This is a genomic window from Lewinella sp. IMCC34183, assembly GCF_003390915.1.
In the GTDB taxonomy this organism is placed as follows: domain Bacteria; phylum Bacteroidota; class Bacteroidia; order Chitinophagales; family Saprospiraceae; genus Neolewinella.
Genome location: NZ_QMEM01000001.1, coordinates 1,118,525 through 1,140,841, shown reverse-complemented (window position 1 = coordinate 1,140,841; position 22,317 = coordinate 1,118,525). Strand labels below are relative to the sequence as shown.

Below are 22,317 nucleotides of genomic sequence, written 5' to 3'. Positions count from 1 at the left end.
GCGTCATACGTTCCCCTTCTCCAAATCTTAATTTCTCCCTTGCCCATTTACGCCGCCCACCTCCACGCCATTGCCGAAGCGCTCCAGAACATCTTCCGCGAAGGTGCCTACGCCGACCGCGAGATCGCCCGCATCCTGAAAGCGGATAAGCGGCGCGGCAGCCGCGACCGTGCCTTCATCGCCGAGCATACCTACGCCATCGTGCGGTACTACCGCCTTTACACCCACCTGGCCGGCGGGGAACCGGCCGCCAAGGCCGACTGGCTGCGCCTTATCGGCATTCACCTGCTGCTCAGCGGGGAAGACCTGCCCGACTGGCGGGAATTCGCCGGGCTCGACCGCAACGAACTCAACGCGGCCCTGCTCGAGGCGCGGGAAACGCGGGTCCTGCGGGAAAGTATCCCCGACTGGCTGGACGCCGTCGGCCAGGAGCAACTCGGCGACGACTGGACGGCCACTCTCTCCGCCCTCAACGAGCAGGCCCCCGTCGTGCTGCGCGTCAACCGCCTGAAGGGGGAAGCGGGTGACGTGATCGAGAGCCTCGGTCGCGAAGGGATAGTGGTCGAACCCCTGGAAGCGGATGCCCTGCTGGTGACCGAGCGTAAGAATCTCTTCCGCACCCGCGCTTTCCGCGCGGGACTATTCGAGGTGCAGGATTTCAGCAGCCAGCAGGCGGCCCCCGCCCTGGAGGTGGAGCCCGGACAAACGGTGATCGACGCCTGTGCCGGGGCGGGCGGCAAAAGCCTCCACCTCGCCGCCCTCATGGAGAACAAGGGGCGGTTGCTCAGCCTGGATATTCACGGCTGGAAGCTCGACGAACTCAAGCGGCGGGCGCGCCGTAATGGGGTGGCTAACCTGGAAACCCGGCCCATCACCTCCACCAAGATCACCAAGCGACTCACCGGTAAGGCCGATCGCGTACTCCTCGACGTACCCTGCTCCGGCTTGGGCGTCCTGCGCCGTAACCCGGATGCGAAGTGGAAGCTGAGCCCGGAGGTCATTGACCGGGTGGTGGAGGAGCAACAACAGATCCTGACCGATTACAGCCGCATGGTACGGCCGGGGGGGAAGCTGGTATATGCCACCTGCAGCATACTGCCGCGGGAAAACGGCCAACAGGTCGCCGCTTTCCTGGCCTCACCCGCCGGCGACGGCTGGGAACTGGAGTACGAAAAAAGCCTGCTGCCGCAGCGCGACGGCTACGACGGCTTCTTCATCAGCCGGCTTTCGCGTACGCGGTAGCGGTCCAGGGTGCCGATGTTCTTGGCCTCGAAGGTGCCGATCTGCTCGCATTCGAAGCGGTCGTCGAGCAGCGCGCAGGTGGCCCGGCTGATCGTCACCTCCCCCGGCGCGCCCGCCTGTTCCAACCGTGCGGCCTGGTTTACGGTGTCGCCCCAGATGTCGAAGGCAAACTTTTTCCGCCCCACCACGCCGGCCACGACGGGCCCGGTATGGATACCCGCCCGGGCCCGAAAATCACCGCTCTCCGCCAGGTACCGCTGGATCTCCAGGGCCGCCTGTACGGTACGGGCGGCGTGGTCGGGATCCTCCACGGGTACGCCGCCCACGCACATGTAGGCATCGCCGATCGTCTTGATCTTTTCCAGTCCGTGCCGCTCGGTAATGTCGTCGAAGGCCCGGAACGTACGGTCCAGCATCCGGACCAATTCCTCGGGGTCGCGGTTCCCGGCGACCCGGCTGAAGCCGACAAAGTCCGTGAAGAGGACCGACACCGACTCGTAGCGCCGCGCCGTGGCCTTGCCGTTTTCCTTCAGCTCGCTGGCCACGGCGCGCGGCAGGATGTTAAGTAGGAGATCGTCGCTGCGTTCCTGGGCATTCTTGATCCGTAGCTGGTACTGCTGCACCGACCGGTACCGGAAGTACAGTACCCCCAGGACCACCATCACGCCGAGGGCCAAAACGATGAAGAAATTCCGGCGTTGCCGCTCCTCGTTGGTCAGGGACCGCTGCTGCCGTAACTCAAACTGTTGCTGCAGCAGCTCCAGGCTGTCGTTGAGGGAGTGATACCGAAAACTGTCGAGCGCCAGTTCCTGCTGCTGGATGTGCAACAGCTGCCGCAGCTGACTGTCGGTGAGGGCTTCGATCTCCTGGTTCTGCAGCGCTACAATGGCGGAAAGTGCCGTTTCTTCCAGTACCTCTGCGGTGTCCGCACGCCGGCCTCCGGCCTGGCGCATCGTGCTCATTAGTGGCAGCTGGGCCACCGGGCCGTCAGCTTCGGCGACCACTCCCCGCAGTTGCGCGGCGATTGAATCCACGGCCTGGGTGAGGCCGGCGTCGGAGAAGCCGGCCGAGGCCAGCAGCAGTTCGTTGATCCCCTCCACCCGTTGCTGGGCACGCACACCGGGGTCCTCCAGCAGGGTGCGCCCGTACAGGTAGTGGCCGTAGGCTTCTACGTCGGCGAGCTGTTGTTGCCGTCCCGCGTCGATCAGGGCCTGGCTCTGCACGCGGGCCGTGGCGTACTGCGCCCGTTCGATCATGCTTTCGATCGCCGTGACCTGGGCGGCGTACACGGATTGCGCGTACAGCGGGCGCGCGAACGCGGGTGCCAGGGTAAGTACGAAAACCAGCAATACGATCCGGCAGGGATGCCGTGGGGTACGTCGGGTGCCGGGAGCTGCGCGGGGGAAGACGGGCATCATTTGGAAGGATCGTGACCCCAGTTCTTGAGGCTGTAGGCCCAGTCGGTACCGGACACGTCGCCGTCCGGTCGCTGGGCGAGGTGACGGCTGATATAGCCGTTTACCTTGCTCATGTGTTCGTAGTCTGCGTCGGTCAGCTCATCCTTGTTCTTGCGCTTGATCTTTACGATACGGCGGCCGCTGCGGTGGCCCGTGCTTTCTCCGGAGCTGGAGTCGCCCACCGATTTGCTCTCCTCGGTATCGAGCCATTCTTCCAGTTCCTTCGGTGCCATATTGACGGCGTCCTTGAATTCCTGGTAGATGTCTTCGTGTGATTTGTCGGGCATGCCGTCTTTTTTTGGTATAAGCCGGGAGTAACGATATTGGTTCGGAGGGCATCAACCGCATACCATGCCAGCAAACCGACTCTACCTTGAAAGAACGGCCGGCAAACTGTCCATCGCATACCGTTGGCGAAGCCGGGTCGCGTATTTCCTCATTCCCTTCTGCCTGTTCTGGGACGGCATTGCGCTGCTGTTTCTCTTCTCCGGCGCGGGCCTCATGATCTCGCTGCACCTCCTCACCGGTGCCCTGCTCACTTATTATACGATCTGCCTGCTCCTCAACCGGACGCGGATCACGGTTGATGCCCGTGCCGTTTCCGTTGAGCACGGACCCGTGCCGTGGTTCACCCGGGGGCGTCACCTTGATTCCGGCAGCGTCGAACAACTCTTTGTCGAACAGTTCGGCCAGTACAAGAGCGGCAACCGGGTCACGCTACTTTACCGGGTGGTCGCCCGCCTGCAGGGGGAAAAAGATATCGTGTTGCTGAGTGGGCTGGACGATCCGCAGCTGGCGGATGAGGTGGAGCGCGGCATCGAGGAGTTCCTCCAAATCGATGACCGTCCGGTGGCAAACGCCCTCCCGCAACTTGAACTTCCCGAACCCCTGCGACGATGGCTCGGGAAGCGGTTGCCCCCCGAGGTCAGGCAACGAATGGCCGCCGAGCCGGACCGCGGACTACCTTCCGAGGATCGCGAAATCGCGGGAAGCGCTCACGCGCCGGAACACGTGCACGCGCCCCATCCAACGTATTCCTTCGCCCTCTGCCACGCGCGGGTGGGGGAGCGCTTTCTGGTCGCGGACAAGTCCGCCGAGCTCCGCGCGGCGCGGGTCATCGACTGGACCGACGGTCAGGAGGATACGGCCCGCACCCTGCGGGTCGTGGGCCGGGACGGAAGTGAAGAATGGCACTTTTACGCTTGTCAGGTGCGTGGCCGCTGGCAGTACTTCGAGGAGCGGGAGCTGGACGGCGAAGAGCGCGAGGTACTCGGGTTTACGGGCAGTGAGCCCGCTGGCTCCTTCCGCAACGGGGACGACCGCTATTACGCCCACCCGCCCCAGCGGGGGCAACGCGACGGCGTGCCGGTCAACCAGTGGATCTACACCTCCTCGGGAGCGACCACCCGCTTCCGCTGCCTACGCGGGCCCGGCGACCGCTGGGAGGTTTACGTACAGGAGCCCTTCGATAGCGGGTACTTCGAGGGTGGGGGCTAGTGTTAGTCGGTAGGCCGGTCGGCGGCGTCGTCGAGGCGTGTTTCGAAAGCCTCCTTGTCGCCGCTGCGGACGGCTTCCACCTCGGCGTCGATCTCGCGCTCTAGGAAGTAGTTGAGTACCGTACGGATGGTGGCGATGGCCGCGAGTTTGCCGATCTGGTCCCAGTCCGGAGCGATGGCCGTGCTGATGATGTCGGCGGCCAGTTGAAATTCGAGGGCCACGATGAGGTAGCGCGCCAGCGACAGGCGCAGGGCCGCGAAGTCCTGCTGCCGCTTGGTAAAGATGCGGCTGGCGTACAGCCACAGCGATACCAGCACCCCCCAGGCAATGACCAGTACGCCGCAGAGCTCGACGGTGAGCTTGACCCACTCGGCGAAGTGGTAGATCGTCTGTTCTGTAACCGCGTACAGGCCTGCGTCTTCCATACTCAGTGCAGGTAGCTTGCGCCGTTGAGGTCCAGGATGCCACCGGTGGTGAAGGCCGCCTCGGGACTGGCGAGATAGAGAACGGCGCGGGCTACCTCGTCGACGGTAGCTACCCGGTTGAGCGGGCTCTGGGCGCGCACGGCGTCACCAGCTTCTCCCTGCAGGTGGGGCCGCGCCATGGCGGTCTCGATGAAGCCGGGTGCAATGGCGTGGACCGTGATATTGTCCGCGCCAACCTCCCGGGCCAGGCTCTGGCTGAGGCTGTGCAGCCCCGCCTTCGCGGCTCCGTAGCCGACCTGGCCGGCCTCGCCGCGGTAGGCACCACGACTGCCGATGTTGATGATGGTACCGCTGCCGCGGCTCCGCATGTGCTGGATCGCCTGATAGGCGGCGGCGGCGGGGCCCGTCAGGTTGGTGTCCAGCGTCCGCTGAAAGGTAGCCAGCCAGTCTCCAAAGGACAGGCTGCCGTCGACGGGGTGGGGGGTGAAGATGCCGGCGTTGTTCACCAGGATGTCGAGGTGCCCGAGGCGATCTACCGCACCGTCGACGAGGTCCCGGGCGGCGTGGGGGTCGGCGAGGTCGGCTTGCAGGATCGCGTGGCCGCTGCCGGGCAGTTCCGCGAGGAGGGCCGTGGCGGCCTCGGCGCTTTCCCGGTAGTGGATGCACACCCGGGCGCCCGCGCGGGCGAGCAGCAGGGCCGTGGCGCGGCCTACGCCCCGGCTGCTGCCGGTCACCAGGGCCGTGCGCTGGCTGAAGTCGACTGTTATCATTATGCAAATGTAGGGGCCACCGCCATACTTTACGGGGGGCGGGGGCGTCTTATCGAGGACACGTAACGAACCGATGCACTACCGAATCCTCCTTTTCCTGCTGGCGCTCACCGCCACCGACCTGTCCGCCCAGCGGGCCACCGCGCCCGCGGCCGCCGACCGTGCCGCCCTGACGGCCGCCGTTCCCCGGCTCGCTGCGCTGGCCGAAACCATCTACACCGATTCGACGGCCGAGGCCCGCTTCGCCGCCTGCCGCGACCTCATCCGGGAACTTGTCACTACGCTGGACCGGCCGAATTCCTTTTCCGTCGATTTTGGCGAAGTGCCCGGACTGAGCATCCAGTATCCGCCGGACAGTACCTTCCGCATCTTCACCTGGGAGCTCTACGTGGACCGCGACGAGTACCGGCACTACGGGGCTATCCAGCGCAATACCCCGGAACTGGAGCTGGTGCCCCTGGTCGACCGCGGTGAAACCTGGCTCGAGAACCCGGAGAACGCTATCGTGGGTCCTGACAACTGGTTGGGCTACGCCGTCTACGACATCACCCCGGGCGGGACCTACGAGGGGCGACCGTACTACTTCCTGTTCGGTTATGACAGCTACGACGGGTACCGCCGCCGCAAGATCCTGGATGTCCTGTCCTTCACGCCGGACGGGCAGCCCCGCTTCGGCCTGCCCGTCTTCGTCACCTACACCGACAGCGGCCTGCTGCTGGCCGACCGCGCGCGCCTCATCCTCATGTACGGAGCGGAAGCCACGGTAGCCCTGCGCTACGATACCGACCTGGAGGGGGTGGTGTACGAGAACCTGATCATGATGCCGGGCAGCTACGGGGAGGGTCCGGTAAATATGCCCGACGGCAGCTACCACTTTCTGCGCTACGACCCCACCGGGCGGATGTGGCACGAAGAAGAGCAGCTCTTCAACCACAAATACGAAGAAGCCCCCCGCGAGGTACCTAGACCAGACGGGGGGCGGGATATTCTCGGGCGCAGTACACCTAAAAAAGGCGGAGGCGGGGGCCGCTAGCGCGCGGCCGGAGCCACCGGAAAGCGGACGGCCAGGTCGGACCACATGAGTTCGATGGAGTCGCCGTCGAGGGCGAAATCCATGTGCTCGGCGGGGCTGCTGAGCTCCTCGGAGGAACCCTTGACGCGGACCACGTCGTCGGCCTCGGAGTAATCGTAAGCTCCCCACTGCTCGGCGGTCTTGTTGAAGATCACCGTCCAGTCGTTCTTGTCGGCGGGCAGGGTGAAGAGCGAATAGGTACCGGCCGGAAGGGTAGTGCCTTCCATACCGACTTTTACGTCCTCCTTGAAGGTGATGCGGGTCGCCTCGTTGGCTCCGGTACGCCAAACCTTGCCGTAGGGGACGAGGTCACCGTAGATGGTACGGTCGTTGACGGAGGGGCTGCCGTAGTTGATCATGACCTCTACGCCGTTGACGGTGCCGGTGAGTTCCTTGCGGGGGCTCTTGACGGTAGTATCCAGGGTGGTGATGGTGTAGGGCTTGCCGTTGTCCATTCCGGTCGTGGAGCTGTTTCCCGTAGTGGTTTGGGGATTGGCCATGTCGCCGGAAGTTTCCGAGGAACCGTTGGTGGGGGTGTTACATGCGAAGGCTACCAGGCCGATGAACAGCAGACAGCAAAGGGTGATGCGTTGCATAGTTGGTTTGAGTTAGTAAGGTATGGATGTTGAAATAACGTGTACCGCGCGCAAAGGTGAAGTTATTCTTCCGGTTTTTTGGCTTCCCGGCGAATACGATCGAGGAACTGTGGCGAGGGGGCGTAGGCGGACCAGCCTCCGTCCACCAGGAGTTGCTGTCCGCTAATGTGGCCGGCGGCCTCGCTCACCAGGAACCCCACGGTAGCGGCTACGTCGTTCGGCATACCCACGCGTTCGGTAGGGTTAAGTACGGCCCAGACCCCGGCGTAATCGGGCTCCTCCTGCTCCGTGCGTTCGGTCAGTACGGCGCCGGGGGCTACGCAGTTGATGGTAATACCGAGGGGGGAGAGATCGAGCGTGAGCTGCTGCGCCAGCATGGCGATACCGGCCTTGGACATGCCGTAGGCCACCAGGTCGGGGTAGGCGCGGTTGCCGACGTTGGAGCCGATCAGGATCACCCGCCCGCCCCGGCCTGCCGCCCGCAGGTGGCGGGCGAAGGCCTGGGTAAGGAAGAACGTTCCCTTGAGGTTAAGGGTAGTCACCCGGTCGAAACTCTGCTCGGTGAAGGCAAAGAAATCGCCGAACTCCGTCAGGCCCGCGTTCGCCACGAGAATGTCGAGCTCGGCGTCGGGCAGGGCGGCGGCCCGGTCCACGAGGCCCCGGAGGTAGGGCACCGAACCGGCATCGCCGGGGTCCGCTATGGCACGCCCGGGACCTTCGGCGTTGATTCGTTCTACGGCTTCCGCGGTTCGCGCGGGGTCAATATCGTTGAGGACAACGGTCGCGCCCTGCGCAACGAGATGGCGGGCGATACCGTAGCCGATCCCGGTAGCCGCGCCGGTAACGATGGCCGCACGGCCGGAGAGGGAAAAAGCTTGCATGGGTAATTTGGGGTTGGGAGCCGGAGGTGCTCGCGGACCCCCGTATAATAGCCGGTACGCGGCGATAGTTTTACCTTTCGGCCGGTTTTGCGGCGGGCAAGGCCGAAACGGCATCATATGACTGTCTACCAAGACCTCCTCCGGCACATTCTTCAGCAGGGTACCCCCAAGGGCGACCGCACCGGTACCGGTACGTTGTCCGTGTTCGGCCACCAGGCCCGCTACGACCTGCGCGCCGGCTTCCCCCTGCTCACCACCAAGCGCGTACACTGGAAAAGCGTGGTGCACGAACTGCTGTGGTTCATCCGGGGCGATACCAACATCCGCTACCTGGTCCGCAACGGCGTACGCATCTGGAACGAGTGGCCCTTCCAACACTACCTGCGGGCTACGGAGCGCGACGAGGTGCTCACCAAGCACGGCCCCGAATGGAAAGCGGCACTGAAGGAGTTCACGGCCCGCATCGCCGAGGATGAGGACTTCGCACGGCAGTGGGGGGAGCTGGGCCCCGTTTATGGTCGGCAGTGGCGCAACTTCAACGGCGTCGACCAGCTGAAGGACGTCGTCGCGGCCATCCAACGCAACCCCGATAGCCGCCGCCACATCGTCACCGCCTGGAACCCCGAGGAGATCCCCGAGATGGCCAAGGCCGGCCTGCCGCCCTGCCATACCCTGTTCCAGTTCTACGTGGCCCACGGCCGGCTCAGCTGCCAGCTGTACCAGCGCTCGGCGGACGTGTTCCTCGGTGTCCCCTTCAACATCGCCTCCTACGCCCTGCTTACCCACCTCGTGGCCCGCGAGTGCGGACTCGGCGTAGGCGACTTCGTCCACACCCTGGGCGACGCCCACCTCTACCAGAACCACCTGGCGCAGGCGGAATTGCAATGCACCCGCGCCCCGCGCCCCCTGCCGACGCTGTACATCGCGCCCGAAGCGCCCGGTCTCTTCGAGATCGGCTTCGACGACATCGAGCTGCACGATTACGATCCCTGGCCGTCCATTAAGGCACCCATCGCCGTCTAATATGGACGTAGAAAAAGAACTGGAGCACGCACGCAACGAGTACAAGAGCAACCGAAAACTGGTCTCCCGCCTACGTAACCGTACGCCGCGCGACCTCGACGAACGTGTACATGAGCAGCACGACGCGGCTTTTGCCCGGATCGACTGCCTCGACTGCGCCAATTGCTGCAAGACCACCAGTCCGATATTCCGAGACATCGATATCGACCGGCTGGCCCGCCACCTGAGTATCCGACCCGCGGAGCTCGTGGAGCGTTACCTCCATCTGGACGACGAACAGGATTACGTCCTCAACGTCGCTCCCTGCCCCTTCCTCGGGGCCGACAACTACTGCTCCGTATATGAGGCGCGCCCGCGCGCCTGCCGGGAATACCCGCACACCGACCGGAAAAACATGTTGCCCCTCCTACCGTTGACACTCAGAAATAGCCTCGTCTGCCCCGCCGTCGCGGAGGTGCTGCGCGGGCTGCGCGACTAGCATGGGACACATCTACCGTACGCTGCAAACCTTGATGAAGCAGGCCGTGAGAAGCGTGGCCTTTCTGCCGGTGCCGATGATTGTAGTCGCGCTGGGCCTCGCGTTCTTGTTTTACTATCTGGAGAATAATACGGACATCAGCGGCCTGACCACCGATTACTTTCCCGCCCTCGCCATCACCAGCCAGGACACCGCCCGTACTATTCTGGGTATGTTCATCGGGGGCCTGATCACGCTGACGGTCTTCACCTTCACCCAGATCATGACGCTCCTCAACCAGGTAGCGAGCTCCTATTCGCCCCGCCTGCTGCCGAAGCTCACCGGCGACCGGGCCCTGCAGTTCGTCATGGGCCTCAACCTGGCGAGTATCGTGCTGAGCATCGCGGTGCTGCTGTCGATCCGCAGCAGCGATGACTACAACATCCCCAACTTTTCCATCCTGGTCTGTACGATCCTGGGTATTTCCTGCCTTGTGCTGTTCGTGTACTTCGTCACGTCGATCACGGCCAAGATCCAGGTGGGTAACATCATCGACCGGGTGGCCCAGGACGCGATGAACGACCTGGCCGAGGAGCGCGAGTACAGCGAAGCGGGCTACGCCGAGGCGGTCATTCCCCCTGAACTGGCCTACTGGAGCGCGATCCCCAGTCCCATCAGCGGCTACGTGGGCACGGTGGACCACGACACCCTGGCCAGCCTCGGTCTTGAGTTCGACACCCGCTTCTACATCGGGGTCACCAAGGGGCAATACGTACCGCGCGGCCTGCCGCTGCTCCAGTCCGAAAGCACCCTCGATAAGGAGCAGGTGGAGCGGGTCCTGGCCGCGGTAGCCCCTATCCCGGACCAGTTCGACGACTGGTACCTGCCCAACCTTAAGCAACTTACCGAGATCGCCCTGAAGGCCCTGTCGCCTGGCATCAACGACCCCGGTACCGCCCTCACCGTCATCGACCGGCAGACGGAGATCCTGGCCGCCATGATGGAGACGCCCCTGCACAACGTGTACCGCTCGAAGGACGGGGGTGAGGTCTGGTTTGCCCGCCACGGCTACCAGGAAGTACTTTCCGCCCTGATGCAGGAGATGCGCTGCTACGGTAAGGGTGACCCCCTGCTGGTCCGGCGCCTGTTCCAGATGCTGTACCACCTGTTGCAGCTAACGGGCGACTCCCTCTCGTACCACCGCTACCTCCAGGAGGAGATTGCCAGCCTCCTGCGGGACGCCACGGATAACCTCCCCAATCCAGCGGACCGCGCCATCCTGGCGCGGGATATCCGCCATCACCGGAAAGTCTTACGGCAATACCGCCGGGTGACGGTGCTCGACCAGGTCACTCAACCGGAGATCTCCCAGGTCTGAGGAAGGGAATTACAGCTTATAGTTGGGTTCCAGGCGTCCGCCCTTCTCGTCGTAGAATTCCTGAATGATGGCGAGCACTTCTTCCGGGGTATCCACGATCGGGAGCAAGTCGATATCGCCGGCACTGATCGTTTTCTCGCGGGTTTCCATGGTCTCGAAGATCCAGTCGCGGAGGCCCGACCAGTAGTCGGTCCCAACCAGGATGACCGGTACGGGGGTGATCTTCTTGGTCTGGATGAGGGTCAGTACCTCGAAGAGTTCGTCCATGGTCCCGAAGCCACCTGGGCAGCAGACGAAAGCCTGGGCGTACTTGACGAACATCACCTTGCGAACGAAAAAGTACCGGAAATCGATGTCCTTGTCGTGGTCGACGTAGGCATTGCTGCTCTGCTCGAAGGGCAGGTCGATGTTGAGGCCGATACTGGCGCCCTTGCTGTCGTGGGCGCCCTTGTTGCCCGCCTCCATGATGCCGGGGCCGCCGCCGGTGATGATGCCGTAGCCTTCCCGGACGAGGAGGCGGCCGATCTCGGTGGCGGTCTGGTAATACTTATGGTCAGGCTTGGTGCGCGCCGAGCCGAAAATGCTGACGCAGGGGCCGATGCGGTTCATTACTTCGAAACCTTCGACGAATTCGCTGATCACCTTAAACATCGTCCAGCTGTTCTCACCGAAGGGCTCGGTGTTCCAGCGGCGGGGGGCATGACGGTTCAGCCCGTTAAAATCACTCATACTATGCGGTTATCGGCAGCGGAGACAACTCGGCCGCCCGAAGGGAATGCCCGAGGCCATCCCAGGGTTGTGTTTGTAAATATTTTTACCACGTAGGCAACGCTTGGGGGGCAATTCTCGTTCTCTCCAGCGAATATTCGCTTTTCTTCCCCGCCACGCCGTTGGCCGCCAAATGAACTCTATGACACAAGTATCCACTTCGGCGCTAGCCCAGCGCAACGCCGACCTCCTGCAAACGCTCAGTAGCGAATTCCGGCTGCCCGGCCACCGCATTCATCCGTTCACCCGCCTGCGGGAAGATCTTTTCCTGGATACCATGGATATCGAGCTCCTGGTCGCCGGCCTCGAAAGCCGCCTGGAGTACTACCTCACCGAGGAGGAAGCCAGCCAGATCGAAACCGTAGGGGACCTCCAGCACTTTTTTCTGCGGTAGCCTCAGCTTTCTTCTGCGTCGGCCTTGCGCATCCGCAGCACGAAGTAGAAGCCCTGCAGCTCCGACCGCAGGACGAGCTCTCCCGCTTCCAGTGACTCGATCTCGTAGGTCATGGCGGGCGCGACGCCCTCGGTGACCAACTCGGTGTCGTTGCGGGTATAGGTGCCCTGCTGTTCCTCGCCCATGAGGTTGGTCAGCAACTCGCCGTTGGGTCGGAAGTCGAAGTAGAGTCCGTCCAGGTTGGTCGTTTTTACGTTGTTCCGGCGGGCGTCGGTGAGCTCCCACCGGCCCTCGAGTTCGGCCGCCGCCTCGGGGGGCAGTTCCGGATCGGAGCCACAGGAGAACAGCAGGGAAAACAGTAAGACAAGGAAGGTCAGGCGCATGGTGGGGGCGGTTGCAATTCCCGAAACACGGCAGGCGCTCGATTGTTAAGCGGTCACCCCCTTTCGGCGGCCCGCCGCAGCCGGTCGTTGATCGCACGGCCCAGTCCGCGTTCGGGTACCAGTGCTACCTGGGCCGCCCCGTAGCCCGCCTCGGCCAGTTGCCGAAGGATACCGAACAGGTTGCGGGCCGCCTCTTCCAGATCGCCCGTGGCCGAGAGCGTATACTCGTGGGCGTTGCCGGCCGGCTCCCCGAACCGTACCGCCGCCCGCTCCGCCGTACCGGGCTCCGGCGCGTTTTCCGTCAGCCACAGCGGCAGTCCGGGAGAGTAGTGGTGCGTCAGCATGCCGGGGGCCTCCGGGCGGCTGCTGCCGTGGGTGCGCACCGCCACTTCCGTACCCAGTAGTTCCTCGATCCGCTCTACCGGGGTGCCCCCCTTGCGAAGCACCGTGGGCCGCCCACCGGGAAAGCCGACGATGGTGCTTTCCACGCCCACGCGGCAGGGGCCCCCGTCGAGGATGTAGTCGACCCGCTCCCCGAGCTGGGCGGCGACGTGGGCCGCCGTGACGGGACTTACGTAGCCGAAGGGATTGGCGCTCGGGGCGGCCACCGGAAATTCCACGGCCTCCAGTACGGTGCGGGTGAGGGGGTGGGCCGGTACGCGCAGGGCCACCGTGTTCAGCCCCGCCGTGACCAGGTCGGGTACGCCAGCGGCCCGCTCGAGAACCAGCGTAAGCGGACCGGGCCAGCAGGCGGCCAGGCGTTCGGCATCGGCAGGTACGCGACGTGCCCAGGCCAAAGCCCGTTCGGCACTCGACTGGTGGAGGATCAGCGGATCGAAGCGGGGGCGGTTCTTGGCCGCGAAGATGCCGGCCACCGCCGCCGGGTCGAGGGCGTTGGCCCCCAGGCCGTAGACGGTTTCTGTGGGCAGGGCCACTAGCTCTCCGGCCCGCAGGCGGCGGGCCGCTTCCTCCGGGTCGGTACCGATCGTCGCGCGCATCGCGCAAAGCTAAAAGTAAACCCAATAGCTGAGGTAGGGGAAGGGGTAAAGGTCGCCCTCGCTCAACGCCGCCGCCGCCACGCCGAAACTCCACCGGTGGCGGCGCCCCGCCAGGCCGACGTTGAGCGACGGCAGTAGCGTCAGCTGCCCCGCGTCGGCGTCCGAAACCGCCACCAGCTCCCCGAAGGCCGCCACCCGGGGGCCGAGCCGCGTACCCAGGCCCACCCGGTAGGCCGGCAGGGTGGCGTAGCCCACGGTGTACACCACGCCCACCCCCAGGTTGTAGAATTGCTCCGGGGTTCCGAGGGTGAGCAGGACGGCCGCGTCGCCGGCCACCGCTACGCCTACCGCGCCGTAGTCGATCTGCGGGAGCAGTACGCTCCGGTTGCCGATTCCCAGGTGGACCCCCGGGGACAGGGTAGTCCGGTAGCGCTGCGTGGTCAGCAGGCCCAGCAACAGGGCATTGCCGACGCCGACCTGGAAGTTTTCGTTGGGGCTCCACTCCACGACGTTGTACAGCAGGAGCGTAGACTGGGCGCGCCGCCGGGCGGGGTAGGGCAGGGCGGTGCGCAGCAGGGCCAGGTCGTCGGGTGGCGGCCCATCGGGCCAGGTGTCGGCGGTGGGGCGTTCGGCCGGCTGCGCGGCGAGGGCGGCGGTAAGTACCAGCAGGACAGCCAGGTAGCGGAAGCGAAGATGCATGGGAAGAAGGTACACTTGAAATAGGGTCAATCCCTACCTTCCGCCTTTGTCACCGTCTCGCCCTAAGATTATTTCCCTTGCGCTTCACCGACTCCGTCGTGCGGCACCGCCCGAGCCGCCTTTTCGTTTTCCTTGCGGGTTTCTTCGTGGCCAACGCCCTGGTCGCCGAGCTCATCGGCGTCAAGATCTTCGCGTTGGAGGATACGCTGGGCCTCGAACCGTGGAACTTCAATCTCTTCGGGGAGACGGGGGCCCTGCAGTTCAGTGCCGGCGTGCTGCTCTGGCCGGTAGTGTTCGTGGTCACCGACCTGCTCAACGAATACTACGGGGAGCGCGGCGTTCGCCTACTCAGCTACTTTACGGTAGTGTTGATCGGCTACGCCTTCCTGGTGATCTTCTTTGCCATACAGCTGGAGCCGGCCACGTGGTGGCGGGCGGGGGCGCAGGTGCAGGGGGTGCCCGACAACCAGGCGGCCTTCCGGGTTACGTTCGGACAGGGGCTATTCATCATAGTGGGATCCCTCGCGGCCTTCCTCATCGCGCAGCTGACCGACGTTTTCGTCTTTCACCGCATTCGCGCGCGGACCGGCGACCGCTGGCTCTGGTTGCGGGCCACCGGGTCTACCGTGGTGAGCCAGCTGGTGGATAGTTTCGTGGTCCTGTACGTGGCCTTCCGGCTTGGGCCGGAGCTGTTCGGCGGGGTCACCGAACCCTGGCCGTGGTCGCGATTGCTGGCGGTGGGTACCGTGCAGTACGTCTTCAAGTTTCTGATGGCCGTCGGCCTTACGCCCGTCATCTACCTGGGCCACGCCCTCATCGACCGCTACCTGGGCATTAAACGGCCCGGAGTTACCTAATGGGCTGTGCGTCGCCATCCCAGAGCCCTACCAGTACGGCCTGCCCGGCGGCGTCGATGCGCAGTCCTCCGTAGCGGGCGCGTCCGTAGCGTTCGCCCTGCCCCTCCTCGAAGAAGTAGCTTTCGGGCCCGAGGCGCAGGGTCCCGTTGCGCACCGCACCCGCGCGCCGCCGCACGAAACGGATGAGCCCTTCTCCCGGACCCAGTGGGTCGCGACCGGTCTGAATGCGTTGAAATTCCGCCACGCCCTGTAGATCCCGGGTGAATACGAGGTAACCGCGGGGGGGCAGCTCCTCCCGGCTCAGGTCGCGGCCGATGGTGTAGCGCAGCGCCATATAGTCCCCCTGCAGCAGCGAACGCGGATCTACCGGCGCCAGCTCGAAGAGGGTAAGCTCCCCCTCCCGCAGGATACGTTCCTTGTCGTAGGCAAACCACACGGCGTAGGCCAGTACCGCCAGGGTGGCGAGGAGCAGGATGAGTCGGTTACGCGTCTTCACGGGCGGAGCGGTTACGGCGCAGCAGGGCCCAGGCCACGAGCAGCAGGGCGCCGGCGGCCATGAGGATTAGCGACTTGTCGAGCAGCGTCCAGCGCAGGTCGTAGTAGTACTGTACCGTGAAGTAGGCCAGGCCGGCCACGCCGAGGCCCGCCCCCAGGGCGTGCTGATTGCGGAAGCTAAGCAACAGTAGGTAGAGGCTGCCCGCGAAGGGCACTACCGCGACGTTGAGGTGCCCGCCACCCGGCACCATCCATTCCCCCCAGCGAAACCAGACGAGCGTGAGCAGCAGGCCGCAGACGAGCCCGGACCGCAGCGGCGGCATCCGCCGGTCGGCGATCAGGAAGTGCTCAAAGTAGGTCACCCCGGCCACGCCCAGCGCTGCCAGGAGCACGGCCGCCCACACCCAGGCGGGCTCCCGCTGCACCAGGTGCAGGTAAAGCAGGCAGGCGGGAACCGACACCACGGCCAGGAAGACGAGGTAGTAGTTGCGCGTGCCGGCCACCGTAGCGGCCGCGATGAGCAGTACGGGCCATACGAGCTGACTGTCGCTGACCTGGGGCGGCAGGCCCACCATGATCAGTCCCACGCCGACGAGGTAGCCACAGACCGTGGTGGTAGCCAGGAACGCCTGCCGCCGCGTGCGGCCCAGGGCCAGGGTGGTCACGATGAGGGCGACGCCCAGCGGGACGGCCACGACGGGCCGCGTGAACAGGTCGGTGATCCAGAGGAATAGTAGAAAGATGAGACTCGACAGGACCCCCCCGAGGCCCGAAAGGACCCGCACCGCCTGGTCCGTATCGTCGTCGTCGCGCTGGCCCGCGTCGGCGGCGAGGGCGGCCTCGTCGACCGTGAAGGGAACGGACGCGCGGGCCCGCCAGCGTGCGATACCTTCACTCAGCACGCCAGCGCCGGTTGAGTCGATTCAGTTGCTGGGTCAGCAGGGTCACGCCCACAAGCAGGACGCCGCCGGCCAGCAGGTAGGCGTTGGCGAAGGTGGCCCAGCGAAGCAGCAGAAAGGTGAGCGTGATCAGGCTGCCGCCCCCGGTAAGCGCCAGGTAGTATACGGAGCGCTCGCGGAGCCCGAGCAGGACCCACCCGGCGTAGACCGCCGCGGCAAAGAGAGTCGTGAGCAGGAGCTGTACCGGCCGCTCGTCGAAGGCGCCCGCGCTCACGTTGACCGTCGCCACGAGGACCGCCCAGCCGGCGACGGCGCGCAGCAGCCAGTCGAATCCGGTGCGTTGCCGGTAGCGGGCCCAGAGGAACAGCCAGATCAGCAGGTTGAAGGCAAACAGCAGCATGCCGGAAACGAGGTAGGACAGCTCGATGCCAAGCTGCTGGGTATACATGATGAAGGTCACATTGACCAGGCCCGTAAAGAGCAGCCAGAGCGGCGCGTAGCCGAGCACCGCTATCCAGGGCAGGGACAGCAGCGCCCACCCCAGAAAGAAGTCGTAGGCGTTGGCGCCGGTCTGGTACACCTGCCCCAGAACGCCCAGCACGGCCCCGATCAGCGCGACGGCCGCGGTAAGGACCACCCGGCGTGCCGGAGCGGGCAGCGGGGCAAAAAGCCCCCCGAAGGCCGCCACGGCAAAGCTGCCGACCGCGCAGCCGATCTTCACGGCCGGGGCGAGCGCCACCCAGTTGTAGGCGAAGAAGAAGAATATACCGCTGAGTAAAAAGGCGGCCCCGGCTCCCAGCAGGAGGTAGTGCAGCAGGCTGCGCCAGTCCTCGGCGTCCGCGTATACTTCCCCGGCCAGGGTACGGGCGATGTCGGTCCGCTGCCAGTTGCTGTGGCGGGCGGCCAGGTGGATGAGGTAGCGCGTGGGGGCTTGCACCTGGTCAAGGTACGCTCTTTGCGGAAAGGCCTGCCCGGCGGCTCAGGCGGTGGCCTCGGTGGCCGCCAGCAGGAAGGAGCGCAGCCGCCGGTAATAGGTGTCGCCGCCTACTTCCGTCAGGTTGTCGTGCCCCGCTCCGGGTACCACGTAGAGTTCCTTGACGGCACTGCCGAGGGCGGCGTAGAGGCGGCGGCCGTTGTCCACGTCGATGCTACTGTCGGCTTCGCCGTGGATCACCAGCACCGGCTGGGTAACGTCGGCCGCGGCCCGCACCGGCTCGACTTCCCGGTGGTGAAACCCGGCGAGGCGCTCGGCGCGGTCGAGCATGAGGTCGGTCAGGGCGCGGGGGAGGGGCAGGCCCGACTGGCGGCAGGCGTAGGCGTGGGTGATCTCGCCGAGGTGGGTGAAGGCGCTCTCCACGATGCCGAAATCCAGGTCGGCGCCCCGGGCCAGCGCCTGCAGGGCTACCACACCGCCCATGCTGTGCCCGAAAACGCCGGTGGGCAGGCCCGGGGCCAGGTGGCGGAGGTGGCGGGCGGCCAGGGCCACGTCGCGCCACTCGTGGTAGCCGAAGGTGGTATACCCGCCCTGACTGCGGCCGTGACCGCGGGCGTCGTAGAGCAGCACGTTGTAGCCGAAGGGAACCAGCTGGGGCAGGTACTCCAGGTAGAGCTCGCGGGCGCTGTCCTTGCCGTGGAGGAGGATCAGGTTGCCGCGGGCGGGGACGGTGGCCGGCACGTAAAAGGAGGCCAGGCGCAGGCCCTCGTCGGTAACGAGCGTACCGGCCTCGAACGGGTAGCCGAGGTCGCCCGGATCGAGCGTGATGAGGCGGCGGCGGGGTACCACGATGCGGCGCGGCAGCGCGTAGCGGGCGGCCAGCCCGAGCAGGAGCACGATCAGGAGCAGCCAGGCGATCATGGGGACAAGATACGCATACGCAGCAGGCTCCTTCGTCGAAGAAACTTGCCCGCACGTCGGCTGGCGGCTAGATTGCTCCCAAACTCCCCACCGTGCGCATATTCCTTACGTTGTTATTTTGCTGCTTCACGTTACTGGCCACCGCCCAGGAGCGCTTCGTGGAGTGGCACGCCGACATTACGCCGCGCCCCGACCGGTCGCTGGACGTCACCGAAACCCTTACCGTAATCGCCGAGGGCGACGTCATCAAGCGCGGGATAACGCGCAGCCTGCCCACCCGTCCCCACCCCCTGGAGGTACTGTCGGTCACCCGCGACGGGGCCGAAAGCCCCTTCCATACCCGGGAGCGCGGCGGCGAGCTCACGATCTACGCCGGTGAGAAGGACGTCACCCTGTCGCCCGGGACCTATACCTACCGCATCCGCTACCGCCTCGGTCGGGTAGTGGTGCAGAAAGATAGCCTCGACGAACTGCAGTTTGAGGTGATTGGCCCCGACGTAGCACTGCCCGTCGACTCCGTTTCCGCTACCGTGGAATTGCCCGACGGCCTGTCGGTGGCGCAGTACGCCTGCTACACCGGGGCATCCGGGGATTCCGAGCGCAACTGTACCATTGCCGCTCCCGCCGATGGCCGCCTCACCTTCACCGGACGGGGCCAGTTCGGGGACGGGGAGCAACTTTCGGTGGCCGCCGGCTTCACCCCCGGTTATTTCAATCCGCCGAACGACGAGAATACGGTGCAGCCGCCGCCACCGCCCACCTGGTGGCAGCGCGAGGGGAGCTTGCTGCTCTGGTTGTTGTTGTCCCTGGGCGGTGTTTACTACGCCTATACCACCTGGCGGAACCACGGGGTAGACCCGCCCGCGCCGCGCGTGGGAAGGGTCACCGCGCCGCCGGATGGCCTGTCGCCGGCTTCCATCGGTCACCTCTCCAGCCGGTTCGGGATGGGTGCGGTACAGGAGTTTACCGCTTCCCTGCTAACCCTGGCCATCCGGGGCTACCTGAAGATCGAGGAGGAAGAGGACAAGGGCCTCCTGACTACCAGTTACCACTACGTGATCCGCCGGACCGACTCCGCACCCGATCCCGCCGGGCTTCCCGCCGAGCAACGGCAGCTGTACCGCGATCTCTTTGCCGAGGACGATACCTGGCGCCTCAAGCAATCGTACGATTCCCGCCTCAGTGAGGTACAAATGGCTCACCACAAGGCCGTAAGCGAACAGCATAAGGAACTGCGTAGCCGGGGAAACAACCTGCGTTTTTTCTGGCCACTCGTCGCCGTATACGCGGTGAGTATCTGGCCCGCCATAGTGTGGGGCAAGCATGCAGACTATGAATTCTCCATGCCGGTAGCGCTCATCTGCCTGATCGCCGGTTTGGTGGGCGTAGCCCTGTACGCCTGGCTTATCGCGCGCCCGGATCCGAAACTGGTGCGGTTGCGCGCCGAAATCGAGGCCCTGCGCGACTACCTCAACCTCTCGAAAAGCGAACGCAAGCGCACCCCCAACCTCCCGGCGATGACCGAGGAGCACTACGAGGCCCTGCTCCCCTACGCCATCGCCCTGGGCATTAACGATGAGTGGACGGGCTACTTTACCCGGCAGACCAGCGGTACATACGTATACCAGCCCCTTTGGATGGTCGGCGGCTACCACCCGGCGCGGTTTGAGAAGAGCTTCTACGGCGCCGTCAATTCCGGCACCACGGCCCCGTCGGCTTCCGGCGGCGGCGGTTCGGTAGGCGGCGGCGCGGGCGGCGGCGGCGCGGGCGGTTGGTAGGGCGCGGGAGCATTGGCACTGCGGGGCCGGCTCGCTACCTTCGTCCCAAACCCCCCACCATGACCTCCGACGCCTACATCGACCTGGAAGACCGCCACGGTGCCCACAACTACCACCCCCTGCCCGTCGTGCTCAGCGAAGGCCGCGGCGTGTACCTCTACGACGTGGAGGGCCGGCAGTACTTCGATTTCCTGTCGGCCTACTCGGCCGTCAACCAGGGGCACTGCCACCCCCGGATCGTAGACCGGCTACAGGAGCAGGCGGCGCGCCTCACCCTCACCAGCCGGGCGTTCTATAACGACCAGTTGGGGCCCTACGAGCACTACCTCACGGAGTACTTCGCCTTCGACAAGGTGCTGCCCATGAATACCGGGGCCGAAGCCGTGGAGACCGCCATCAAGATCTGCCGCAAGTGGGGCTACGAGGTGAAGGGGATCCCCACCGACGGCGCGCGCATCATCGTCTGCGGACAAAACTTTCACGGCCGCACCACCACCATCATCAGCTTCAGCTCCGATCCCAACGCCAAGGGCAACTTCGGACCCTACACCCCCGGCTTCGAGTCGGTACCCTACGGCGACGTGGAGGCCCTGCGGGCGAAGCTGGCCGGGGACCCCGCCACCATCGCCGGCGTGCTCGTCGAGCCCATCCAGGGGGAGGCCGGCGTATTCGTGCCGGACGACGGCTACCTGCCCGCGGTGGCTGCCGCCTGCCGGGAGCACAACGTGCTTTTCATCGCCGACGAAATCCAGACCGGCATCGGCCGCACCGGCGCCCTGCTGCGGGTGTGCGGAGACTGCGACTGCGCGGGACACTGCGAACGGCAGGCGACCTATACGCGGCCGGACGTCCTCATTCTGGGCAAGGCCCTCAGCGGGGGTACCTATCCCGTATCGGCGGTACTGGCCGACGACGCGGTCATGAACGTCATCGGACCGGGGCAACACGGCAGCACCTTCGGGGGTAACCCGGTAGCCTGCGCCGTGGCGACCGAGGCCCTGGAGATCGTCCGCGACGAAAAACTTACCCAGAACGCGCGGCGGCTGGGCGTTATTTTTAGGGAACGGATGCAGGAGCTGGTGGACCACTACCCCGACACGCTGACGCTTGTCCGCGGCAAGGGCTTGCTGAACGCCCTCGTCATCAACGACAGCGAGGAAGGGAAAACCGCCTGGAACCTCTGCCTGGCCCTGGCCGACCGCGGCCTGCTCGCCAAGCCCACCCACGGGAACATCATCCGCTTCGCGCCCCCGCTGGTCATTACCGAGCCCGAACTCCGCGAGGCCTGTGACATCATCGGCGCAGTGGTAGGGGAGCTGGCGGCCGCCTGATCATTTACCCGCCGCGGGCCGGAAGGTGCTCAGGCGGTCGGTCCCGATCCGCTCCTCCGAAAGCGAGCGGGCCGTGGCCGGCAGCTCCGGGGCGGGCAGGCCGTGGCCGAAGCGCTGCGGCCCGGTGAAGATGCGGGCCTCGTCCCAGAAGCCGTGGTGCAAGAACGCGTTGAGGACCACGGCCCCGCCCTCGATGGTCACGTGGCTGAACTTCAGTTCGTGCAGCTTGCGGAGGATCTTTTTGATCGCCTTTTTATTGAGGTCCTTTTCTTTCACCTCCACGGTGTCGGCCCGCAGCCGGGCGGGTTTGCGCCCGGTGAAGACCAGCGGGCGCTGCTCCCCGCCGGAGAAGATCTTCTCGCGGCCCGACAGGCGGTCGTGGAGGTCAATGATGACCGGGCGGGGGTCGGGGCCGGGGAAGAACCGGGCGTTGAGCTTGGGCTCGTCCTCGATGATCGTCCGGGCCCCTACAATTACGGCATTGGTGCAGGTGCGCCAGCGGTGTACCAGGCGGCGGCTGATGTCGTTGGTGATCCAGTATTTCTTGCTGCGGTCGCGGGGGCGCAGGAAGCCGTCGGCCGACTGGGCGTACTTCAGCAAGATAAAGGGGCGCTGCTCGGTAGTGTAGATCAGGCGGTTGCGGTTGGTGTCCTCGGTAGGGGCGAAGTCGGGGTACTCCTTGACCCGTACGCTGGCTTCCCGGAGGATGGCGGCGCTGCGGCCCGATACCTCATCGGTGGTGTCGCGCTGGGCGAAGACCACCTTACGCACGTGCTCCTTCAGGATCAGTCCCGTACACGCCGGCGTACGCCCCTTGATGCAGCAGGGCTCGAGGCTCACGAACAGGGTGGCGGCGGGGATAAGCGGCCGGTCCTCCTCGCGCACGGATGCCAGGCAGTTGACCTCGGCGTGCGCTTTCCCGGCTTGCTGGTGGTATCCCTCCCCGATGATGCAACCGTCGTGCAGCAGCACCGCCCCTACGCGGGGGTTATCGAGGACGCGGGCGTCGGCCAGGCGGGCGAGTTGGGCCGTACGGGCTAAAATGTCTGTATTTTTCACAAT

At 65.3% G+C, this 22,317-nt stretch carries 25 protein-coding genes; 10 read left to right on the top strand and 15 right to left on the bottom strand.

All coding sequences use genetic code 11. From position 1 onward, the window contains the following. Positions 1-39 precede the first annotated feature (39 nt). Positions 40-1,242 carry an RsmB/NOP family class I SAM-dependent RNA methyltransferase gene (locus DQG19_RS04805; protein WP_232826439.1) on the top strand — a complete coding sequence of 401 codons (1,203 nt, stop codon included), beginning with the start codon at positions 40-42 and terminating at the stop codon, positions 1,240-1,242. Here the strand turns inward: DQG19_RS04805 and DQG19_RS04800 are convergent. Both DQG19_RS04800 and DQG19_RS04795 read right to left on the bottom strand, forming a co-directional pair. Continuing rightward, positions 1,200-2,660: an adenylate/guanylate cyclase domain-containing protein gene (locus DQG19_RS04800; RefSeq protein WP_116125049.1), complete on the bottom strand. Its 1,461-nt coding sequence runs from the start codon at positions 2,658-2,660 to the stop codon at positions 1,200-1,202. The two genes, DQG19_RS04805 and DQG19_RS04800, sit on opposite strands and share 43 nt — an antisense overlap. Continuing rightward, a complete protein-coding gene (locus DQG19_RS04795) occupies positions 2,657-2,986 on the bottom strand; it encodes a DUF3140 domain-containing protein (protein ID WP_116125048.1) in 330 nt (109 codons plus the stop codon). Before DQG19_RS04795 ends, DQG19_RS04800 begins: the two co-directional genes overlap by 4 nt. A 64-nt stretch (positions 2,987-3,050) precedes the next feature. Here DQG19_RS04795 and DQG19_RS04790 point away from each other — a divergent pair, with 64 nt between their 5' ends. After that, on the top strand, positions 3,051-4,196 hold the full coding sequence (locus DQG19_RS04790; protein ID WP_116125047.1) for a DUF2267 domain-containing protein: 1,146 nt from the start codon (positions 3,051-3,053) through the stop codon (positions 4,194-4,196). A 2-nt stretch (positions 4,197-4,198) separates the two neighbouring features. On the opposite strand, the gene DQG19_RS04785 is transcribed toward DQG19_RS04790, so the two are convergent. Beyond that, positions 4,199-4,621 (bottom strand): DUF1622 domain-containing protein, encoded by a 423-nt coding sequence (locus DQG19_RS04785; RefSeq protein WP_116125046.1) that lies wholly within the window; start codon positions 4,619-4,621, stop codon positions 4,199-4,201. Between the two features lie 2 nt (positions 4,622-4,623). Next, on the bottom strand, positions 4,624-5,391 hold the full coding sequence (locus DQG19_RS04780) for an SDR family NAD(P)-dependent oxidoreductase (protein WP_116125045.1): 768 nt from the start codon (positions 5,389-5,391) through the stop codon (positions 4,624-4,626). A gap of 73 nt (positions 5,392-5,464) precedes the next feature. On the opposite strand from DQG19_RS04780, the gene DQG19_RS04775 reads away from it, so the two are divergent. Beyond that, on the top strand, positions 5,465-6,424 hold the full coding sequence (locus DQG19_RS04775; RefSeq protein WP_116125044.1) for a hypothetical protein: 960 nt from the start codon (positions 5,465-5,467) through the stop codon (positions 6,422-6,424). Here the strand turns inward: DQG19_RS04775 and DQG19_RS04770 are convergent. Continuing rightward, complete coding sequence (locus DQG19_RS04770) at positions 6,421-7,059, bottom strand: DUF2911 domain-containing protein (protein WP_198661650.1); 639 nt, start codon at positions 7,057-7,059, stop codon at positions 6,421-6,423. The two genes, DQG19_RS04775 and DQG19_RS04770, sit on opposite strands and share 4 nt — an antisense overlap. A 62-nt stretch (positions 7,060-7,121) precedes the next feature. Continuing rightward, positions 7,122-7,940 (bottom strand): SDR family NAD(P)-dependent oxidoreductase, encoded by an 819-nt coding sequence (locus DQG19_RS04765; protein ID WP_116125043.1) that lies wholly within the window; start codon positions 7,938-7,940, stop codon positions 7,122-7,124. A gap of 117 nt (positions 7,941-8,057) precedes the next feature. On the opposite strand from DQG19_RS04765, the gene thyA reads away from it, so the two are divergent. The 3 genes from thyA to DQG19_RS04750 are packed head-to-tail and all read left to right on the top strand — an operon-like array spanning position 8,058 to position 10,798. Then, on the top strand, positions 8,058-8,963 hold the full coding sequence (thyA, locus tag DQG19_RS04760) for a thymidylate synthase (RefSeq protein WP_116125042.1): 906 nt from the start codon (positions 8,058-8,060) through the stop codon (positions 8,961-8,963). 1 nt (position 8,964) lies between these two features. Beyond that, complete coding sequence (locus tag DQG19_RS04755; RefSeq protein WP_116125041.1) at positions 8,965-9,441, top strand: YkgJ family cysteine cluster protein; 477 nt, start codon at positions 8,965-8,967, stop codon at positions 9,439-9,441. A gap of 1 nt (position 9,442) precedes the next feature. Beyond that, positions 9,443-10,798, top strand: coding sequence for a DUF2254 domain-containing protein (locus tag DQG19_RS04750; RefSeq protein WP_116125040.1), 1,356 nt, complete (start codon positions 9,443-9,445; stop codon positions 10,796-10,798). A gap of 9 nt (positions 10,799-10,807) precedes the next feature. Here DQG19_RS04750 and DQG19_RS04745 read toward each other — a convergent pair whose 3' ends face one another. Next, a complete protein-coding gene (locus DQG19_RS04745) occupies positions 10,808-11,527 on the bottom strand; it encodes a TIGR00730 family Rossman fold protein (protein WP_116125039.1) in 720 nt (239 codons plus the stop codon). Between the two features lie 181 nt (positions 11,528-11,708). Here DQG19_RS04745 and DQG19_RS04740 point away from each other — a divergent pair, with 181 nt between their 5' ends. Further along, the gene (locus DQG19_RS04740; RefSeq protein ID WP_116125038.1) at positions 11,709-11,960 is read left to right on the top strand and encodes a hypothetical protein; all 252 of its coding nucleotides are present in this window, start codon (positions 11,709-11,711) and stop codon (positions 11,958-11,960) included. Between the two features lie 2 nt (positions 11,961-11,962). Here the strand turns inward: DQG19_RS04740 and DQG19_RS04735 are convergent, their stop codons facing one another. The 3 genes from DQG19_RS04735 to DQG19_RS04725 are packed head-to-tail and all read right to left on the bottom strand — an operon-like array spanning position 11,963 to position 14,040. Next, positions 11,963-12,343 carry a hypothetical protein gene (locus tag DQG19_RS04735; RefSeq protein ID WP_116125037.1) on the bottom strand — a complete coding sequence of 127 codons (381 nt, stop codon included), beginning with the start codon at positions 12,341-12,343 and terminating at the stop codon, positions 11,963-11,965. A 53-nt stretch (positions 12,344-12,396) separates the two neighbouring features. Next, entirely contained in the window at positions 12,397-13,341 is a 945-nt protein-coding gene (locus DQG19_RS04730; RefSeq protein WP_116125036.1) for an L-threonylcarbamoyladenylate synthase, read from the bottom strand. Positions 13,342-13,350: 9 nt separating this feature from the next. Further along, positions 13,351-14,040, bottom strand: a complete 690-nt coding sequence (locus DQG19_RS04725) for a hypothetical protein (RefSeq protein WP_116125035.1) — start codon at positions 14,038-14,040, stop codon at positions 13,351-13,353. Positions 14,041-14,117: 77 nt separating this feature from the next. Here DQG19_RS04725 and DQG19_RS04720 point away from each other — a divergent pair, with 77 nt between their 5' ends. Further along, the gene (locus DQG19_RS04720; RefSeq protein ID WP_198661649.1) at positions 14,118-14,897 is read left to right on the top strand and encodes a queuosine precursor transporter; all 780 of its coding nucleotides are present in this window, start codon (positions 14,118-14,120) and stop codon (positions 14,895-14,897) included. Here the strand turns inward: DQG19_RS04720 and DQG19_RS04715 are convergent. Genes DQG19_RS04715 through DQG19_RS04695 form a run of 4 tightly spaced genes read right to left on the bottom strand, consistent with a single transcriptional unit; the run spans position 14,890 to position 18,146 of the window. Beyond that, positions 14,890-15,393, bottom strand: coding sequence for a GDYXXLXY domain-containing protein (locus DQG19_RS04715; protein ID WP_116125034.1), 504 nt, complete (start codon positions 15,391-15,393; stop codon positions 14,890-14,892). The two genes, DQG19_RS04720 and DQG19_RS04715, sit on opposite strands and share 8 nt — an antisense overlap. Next, entirely contained in the window at positions 15,380-16,294 is a 915-nt protein-coding gene (locus DQG19_RS20765; RefSeq protein WP_157974316.1) for a DUF4401 domain-containing protein, read from the bottom strand. The genes DQG19_RS04715 and DQG19_RS20765 overlap by 14 nt, the downstream gene beginning before the upstream one ends. After that, positions 16,284-17,228, bottom strand: a complete 945-nt coding sequence (locus DQG19_RS04700) for a DUF2157 domain-containing protein (protein WP_116125032.1) — start codon at positions 17,226-17,228, stop codon at positions 16,284-16,286. Before DQG19_RS04700 ends, DQG19_RS20765 begins: the two co-directional genes overlap by 11 nt. A 42-nt stretch (positions 17,229-17,270) precedes the next feature. Beyond that, entirely contained in the window at positions 17,271-18,146 is an 876-nt protein-coding gene (locus DQG19_RS04695) for an alpha/beta hydrolase (RefSeq protein WP_116125031.1), read from the bottom strand. Between the two features lie 92 nt (positions 18,147-18,238). Between DQG19_RS04695 and DQG19_RS04690 the strand changes: the two genes are divergently transcribed. Continuing rightward, positions 18,239-19,924, top strand: coding sequence for a DUF2207 domain-containing protein (locus DQG19_RS04690; protein ID WP_157974315.1), 1,686 nt, complete (start codon positions 18,239-18,241; stop codon positions 19,922-19,924). A gap of 59 nt (positions 19,925-19,983) precedes the next feature. After that, positions 19,984-21,255, top strand: coding sequence for an ornithine--oxo-acid transaminase (gene rocD / locus DQG19_RS04685; RefSeq protein WP_116125029.1), 1,272 nt, complete (start codon positions 19,984-19,986; stop codon positions 21,253-21,255). On the opposite strand, the gene ribD is transcribed toward rocD, so the two are convergent. Beyond that, entirely contained in the window at positions 21,256-22,314 is a 1,059-nt protein-coding gene (gene ribD, locus DQG19_RS04680) for a bifunctional diaminohydroxyphosphoribosylaminopyrimidine deaminase/5-amino-6-(5-phosphoribosylamino)uracil reductase RibD (RefSeq protein ID WP_157974314.1), read from the bottom strand. Positions 22,315-22,317: the final 3 nt, after the last annotated feature.